The 5765-nt window shown below is 73.1% G+C and carries 7 protein-coding genes; 6 read left to right on the top strand and 1 reads right to left on the bottom strand.

Annotation, left to right across the window (positions count from 1 at the left end; translation table 11 throughout):
• A partial coding sequence (locus tag AB0J68_RS25395; protein ID WP_363940666.1) for an MHYT domain-containing protein occupies window positions 1–507 on the top strand: 507 nt, incomplete at its 5' end.
• 22 nt (window positions 508–529) lie between these two features.
• Here the strand turns inward: AB0J68_RS25395 and AB0J68_RS25390 are convergent.
• On the bottom strand, window positions 530–898 hold the full coding sequence (locus AB0J68_RS25390; RefSeq protein ID WP_355068644.1) for a nuclear transport factor 2 family protein: 369 nt from the start codon (window positions 896–898) through the stop codon (window positions 530–532).
• Between the two features lie 137 nt (window positions 899–1035).
• Between AB0J68_RS25390 and AB0J68_RS25385 the strand changes: the two genes are divergently transcribed.
• The 5 genes from AB0J68_RS25385 to AB0J68_RS25365 form a co-directional block, all read left to right on the top strand.
• Window positions 1036–1854 (top strand): helix-turn-helix transcriptional regulator, encoded by an 819-nt coding sequence (locus tag AB0J68_RS25385; RefSeq protein WP_363940665.1) that lies wholly within the window; start codon window positions 1036–1038, stop codon window positions 1852–1854.
• Window positions 1855–1951: 97 nt separating this feature from the next.
• Window positions 1952–2803 carry a fumarylacetoacetate hydrolase family protein gene (locus AB0J68_RS25380; RefSeq protein WP_354861930.1) on the top strand — a complete coding sequence of 284 codons (852 nt, stop codon included), beginning with the start codon at window positions 1952–1954 and terminating at the stop codon, window positions 2801–2803.
• Window positions 2800–3549: an SDR family oxidoreductase gene (locus AB0J68_RS25375; protein WP_363940664.1), complete on the top strand. Its 750-nt coding sequence runs from the start codon at window positions 2800–2802 to the stop codon at window positions 3547–3549. The genes AB0J68_RS25380 and AB0J68_RS25375 overlap by 4 nt, the downstream gene beginning before the upstream one ends.
• 19 nt (window positions 3550–3568) lie before the next feature.
• A complete protein-coding gene (locus AB0J68_RS25370; RefSeq protein ID WP_355068640.1) occupies window positions 3569–4336 on the top strand; it encodes a (Fe-S)-binding protein in 768 nt (255 codons plus the stop codon).
• A gap of 20 nt (window positions 4337–4356) precedes the next feature.
• The coding region (locus tag AB0J68_RS25365) for a LutB/LldF family L-lactate oxidation iron-sulfur protein (RefSeq protein WP_363940668.1) at window positions 4357–5765 on the top strand (1409 nt) is incomplete at its 3' end.

Raw genomic sequence — 5765 nt, 5'->3', positions numbered from 1 at the left:
ATGCACTACACCGGCATGGCGGCGATGCGCCTCAACGGCAGCCTCGGCTACGACAGCACCCGCGTCATCCTCTCGGTGGTCGTCGCGGTCGTCGCCGCCACCGTCGCGCTGTGGCTCGCGATGACCGTCCGTCGCCCACTGGCGATCTTCGCGTCCGCGCTGGTCATGGGCGTCGCCGTGAACGGCATGCACTTCACCGGCATGAGCGCGCTCTCGGTGCACCTGCACGAACGTGCGGATGGGGTGACCGGCACCAGGGTGAGCGCGTTGCTGGTGCCGATCATCGTGGCGGTGATCTTCGGGGTGGTCGGGCTGCTCTACGCCCTGCTCGCCGCGCCCACCGACGACGACCGGGCCGCCGCCGCGTACCTCGACGCGCGCCGGGGACCGGAGCCGGCCCCGGCTGCGCCGGTGGCCGCTCCGGACCCGGTCGGGCTGCGTGCCCGCTCCACCCTGGGGCAGCCCGGCACCCCGTTCCCGTCGCGTCGGGACACCCCGCCGCGCTGACGCCCGCACCCGGGGGGAGTGATCAGGCCACCGGGACCCGGTCCAGGAAGCCGAGCACCTGGCTGAGCTGCCCGTTGCCGTCCAGCACGGCGACGTCGAAGCCCACGACCGGCGCCTCGACCCCGTCGGGCCCCAGCTCCCAGGTGAACCGGACCTGGTCGTGGTGGCCGTCGACCGGGCCGGCCAGCCGGAACGTCATGCCGGGAAACTGGCCCTGCACCGCCGCGATCGTGGCGTCGATCGCCTCCCGGCCCTCGGCGACGGTGAGCGGGTCGACGTAGCGGGCGTCGGGGGCCCACACGTCAGCGATCTGGGTGCGGCGACGGGCCGGGTCGGTCTCGTTCCAGATCGCGATGTACCGCTCGGCCAGCGCGTCGAAGCTCGTAGCCATGGCTCTCTCCTCATCGTCGGGTGACGAGCGGCGGTGGGCGCCGCTCTCGGGAGAGATGGTTGCGGCCCGCCCGGGGCGCTGTCGATTACGTCGGAGGTAATGGTCCGTGCGCCGGCGCGATCACTAGGGTCGGTCGCGTGACGACGACGACCAGGCCGGTACGACGGGTCGGCGAGCTGCTGCGCGACTGGCGCCAGAGCCGCCGGATGAGCCAACTCGACCTGTCGATCGAGACGGGGATCTCCGCTCGACATCTGAGCTTCGTGGAGACCGGGCGGTCCCGGCCGAGCCCCGAGCTGATCCTGCGGCTCGCCGAGCAGCTCGACGTACCGCTGGCGGACCGCAACACCATCCTGCTCGCCGGCGGGTACGCGCCCGCCTATCCCCGCCACGAGCTGGACGACCCGGAGCTGGCGCCGGTGCGTGCCGCCGTACGGCGGATCCTCGACGGCCACGGCCCGTACCCGGCGGCGCTCATCGACCGGCACTGGCAACTCGTCGAGGCCAACCCCGCCGTGGCGTTGTTCACCGACGGCGCGGCGCCGCACCTGCTCGTCCCTCCGGTCAACGTCCTGCGGCTCAGCCTGCACCCCGACGGCATGGCCCCGCGGATCGGCAACCTGCCCGAGTGGCGTACGCACCTGCTCACCCGGCTGCGCCAGACGGCCGCCGCCACCGGCGACGCGGCCCTGCACGACCTGTACGAGGAGCTGCGCGGCTATCCCGGCGACAACGGCCATTCGCAGGCTTTGGACGACCCGGTCTCGCGGGTCGCCGTCGGGCTCCGGTACCGCCACCACGGCCGGACACTGTCCTTCCTCAGCACCACCACCGTGTTCGGCACCCCGCTCGACGTCACCGTCGCCGGGCTTGCCGTCGAGTCGTTCTTCCCCGCCGACGCGGCGACGCTGCGCGCCCTCGGCGTACGGGGCGGCGACGAGGTCCCACCGAGCTGACCGAGGTGCTCCCGCTGTGCCGGTCGCGGGGCGTGTCGGTGTTGAATGCGGGGGTGTCCGCCACCCGCCGGTCAGCCCGGACACAGAGGAGAGTGAGATGAACTTCCAGCGCCTCGGCCCGAGCGGCCAGGAGATCCCGGTCGTCCAGCGCGACGGTACGACCTTCGACCTGCGGCCGCTCACCGCAGACCTGGACGGGGCGTTCTGGGCGTCGGACGGGATCGCGCGGACGCGGGTCGCGCTCGACAGTGGCGAGCTGGCCGAGCTGCCCGACGCGGACAGCCTGCGGGTGGGTGCTCCCATCGCCCGACCTCACAAGATCGTCTGCATCGGACTCAACTACCGCGATCACGCGGCGGAGACGGGTGCGGCGCTGCCGGCCGAGCCGGTGGTCTTCATGAAGGACCCGATGACGATCGTCGGGCCGTACGACGACGTTCTCGTTCCGCGCGGCTCGACGAAGACCGACTGGGAGGTCGAACTCGCGGTCGTCGTCGGCACGACCATCCGCTACGCCGACTCCCCGCAGGAGGCCATGCGGCACATCGCGGGGTACGCGGTGTCGCACGACGTCTCCGAGCGGGCGTTCCAGTTGGAGCGCGGGGGCCAGTGGGACAAGGGCAAGAGCTGCGAGACCTTCAACCCGCTGGGGCCGAGCCTCGTGCCGGCCGACGAGGTCGACGACCCGCAGTCGCTGGCGCTGCGGTTGTGGGTCAACGGGGTTCTCCGCCAGGACGGGTCCACCAAGGACATGATCTTCCCGGTCGCGCACGTCGTCTGGTACCTCAGCCAGTTCATGGTCCTGTACCCCGGCGACGTCATCAACACGGGCACGCCCGCCGGGGTGGCGCTGGGCCTTCCGGACCACCCGTACCTGCGCGCCGGCGACGTGGTGGAGCTGGAGGTCGCCGGCCTGGGGCGGGCACGCCAGACGTTGGTGGCGGCATGAGCGCGGAGTTCGCCGGGCTGGCCGCGCTGGTCACGGGAGGCGCCTCCGGCATCGGCCGCGCCACCGCCGCGGAGCTGCGCGAGCGGGGGGCCCGGGTGGCCGTCCTCGACCTCGACCCGAGCGGCCTGCCGGAGGGCATCGCCGGCATCGCCGCCGACGTGTCGAGCCGCCCGTCGGTGCAACAGGCTGTCGCCGCGGCCGCCGACGCGCTCGGCGGCATCGACGTGGTGGTCAACAACGCCGGGATCGGCGCGACCGGGACCGTCGCCGACCAGACCGACGACGAGTGGCACCGCGTGCTCGACGTCAACGTGGTCGGCATGGCGCGCGTCGTCAGCGCGGCCCTGCCCTGGCTGCGCCGCTCGGAGCACGCGTCGGTCGTCAACCTCTCGTCCATCGCCGCGCTCAACGGACTGCCCGGCCGGGCGCTCTACTCGGCCAGCAAGGGCGCCGTGCTGTCGCTGACCCTCGCCATGGCCACCGACCACGTCCGCGAGGGCATCCGGTTCAACTGCGTCTGCCCCGGCACGGCCGACACGCCCTGGGTGGGACGGCTGCTGGCGCAGGCGGACGACCCGGCCGCCGAGCGCCTGGCGTTGCAGGCCCGCCAGCCCATCGGACGACTGGTCACGCCGCAGGAGGTCGCGAACGCGATCGTCTACCTCGCGTCGCCGCTCTCGGCGTCGACCACGGGTACGGTGTTGGACGTCGACGGTGGCCTCACCCATCTGCGGGTCCGGCCGTGACGACGGGCGGGGGTGTGCGGTGCGGATCGCGCTGTTCGTGACCTGCCTGGCCGACACCATGTTCCCGCAGGCGGCCACCGCGACGGTGCGGCTGCTGGAGCGGCTCGGCCACGACGTGGTCTTCCCGCCGGAGCAGACCTGCTGCGGGCAGATGCACGTCAACACCGGCTACCAGCGCGAGGCCGTTCCCCTGGTACGCCGGCACGTGCGGGTCTTCGACCCGTACGACGTGATCGTCGCGCCGTCGGGTTCCTGCGTCGGGTCGGTGCGCCACCAGCACGCGATGGTGGCCCGGCGGGCCGGCGACGTACGGCTGGCCAGCCGGGCCGAGTCGGTGGCCGAGCGGACGTACGAGCTGTCGGAGCTGCTCGTCGACGTGCTCGGGGTGACCGACGTGGGCGCGTACTACCCGCACCGGGTCACCTACCATCCGACCTGCCACTCGCTGCGGATGCTGCGGGTGGGTGACCGGCCGCGACAGTTGCTGCGCGCGGTGCGCGGCCTCGACCTGGTCGAGTTGCCGGCGGCGGAGCAGTGCTGCGGGTTCGGCGGCACGTTCGCGGTGAAGAACCCGGAGACGTCCACGGCGATGCTGGCGGACAAGATGCGCCACGTGCTCGCCACCGGCGCCGACGTGTGCGCCGCCGGGGACGTCTCGTGTCTCATGCACATCGGCGGCGGCCTGTCGCGACTGCGGACCGGGGTGCGCACCGTGCACCTCGCCGAGATCCTGGCCTCGACCGAGCAGAGCGGCACGGTCAGCGCCCGATCGGCGGTCCGGTCGTGACCCGCCGGACGTTCCTCGGCATGCCGGCGACCACCCCACCGGTGACCGCGCCGGCGGGCGTGGGGCACCTGCGCGGCGACGAGTCGTTCCCGAGCGCCGCGCGGCGCAGCCTGGCCGACCCGCAACTGCGGCGCAACCTCCGCCACGCCACGTCGACGATCCGGGCCAAGTCCGCGGGTGTGATCGCCGAGCAGGCGGACTGGGAGCAGTTGCGCGCGGCGGGCGCGGCCATCAAGGCCGACACCCTGCACCGCCTGCCCGACCTGCTGGAACAGCTCGAAGAGAAGGTCACCGAGGCCGGCGGCGTGGTGCACTGGGCGGCGGACGCGGTTGAGGCCAACCGGATCGTCACCGACCTCGTCCGCGCGGCCGGCGCGGACCGGGTCATCAAGGTCAAGTCCATGGCGACCCAGGAGATCGGCCTCAACGAGGCCCTCGAAGCGGCCGGGATCACCCCAATCGAGACGGACCTGGCGGAGCTGATCGTGCAGCTCGGCGACGACCGGCCGAGCCACATCCTGGTGCCCGCGATCCACCGCAACCGGGCCGAGATCCGGGAGATCTTCCTCCGCGAGATGCCCGGCGTCGACCCGGCGCTCACCGACGACCCGGCGGCCCTCGCGGCCGCCGCGCGCCGGTTCCTGCGCGAGACGTTCCTGAGTACGCCGGTGGCGGTGTCCGGCGCGAACTTCGCCGTCGCCGAGACGGGCACCCTGGCCGTGGTCGAGTCCGAGGGCAACGGGCGGATGTGCCTGACCCTGCCGGAAACCCTCATCACCGTCATGGGCGTGGAGAAGGTGGTGCCGACCTGGCGGGACCTGGAGGTCTTCCTCCAGCTGCTGCCGCGGGCGTCGACGGGGGAGCGGATGAACCCGTACACCTCGATGTGGACGGGCGTGACCCCGGGCGACGGGCCGCAGGCGTTCCACCTGGTCCTGCTCGACAACGGGCGTAGCGCGGTGCTCGCCGACGAGGTCGGCCGGCAGGCGCTGCGGTGCATCCGCTGCTCGGCGTGCCTCAACGTGTGCCCGGTCTACGAGCGTGCCGGCGGCCACGCCTACGGGTCGGTGTACCCGGGGCCCATCGGGGCGGTGCTGTCGCCCCAGCTCACCGGCATCGAGGACAACGCCTCCCTGCCGTACGCGTCGACGCTCTGCGGCGCCTGCTACGACGCCTGCCCCGTCAAAATCAACATCCCGGAGCTGCTGGTGCACCTGCGTGCCGAGGCCGTCGAGTCGCGACCGCGGCCCACCGCCGAGTCGATCGCGATGGCCGCCGCCGCGTACACGATGGACCGACCCCGGCTGTACGCGGCCGGGCAGCGCGCCGCGCGGCTGAGCCGGCTCGCCGGTCGGCGTGGCCGAGGGCTGCCCCCACCGCTGAACGGCTGGACCGCCAGCCGGGACCTGCCGGACCCGCCGGCGCAGAC

The organism is Micromonospora sp. NPDC049580 (assembly GCF_040675595.1).
Taxonomy (GTDB): domain Bacteria; phylum Actinomycetota; class Actinomycetes; order Mycobacteriales; family Micromonosporaceae; genus Micromonospora.
This window is presented reverse-complemented; position numbering and strand designations above follow the sequence as displayed.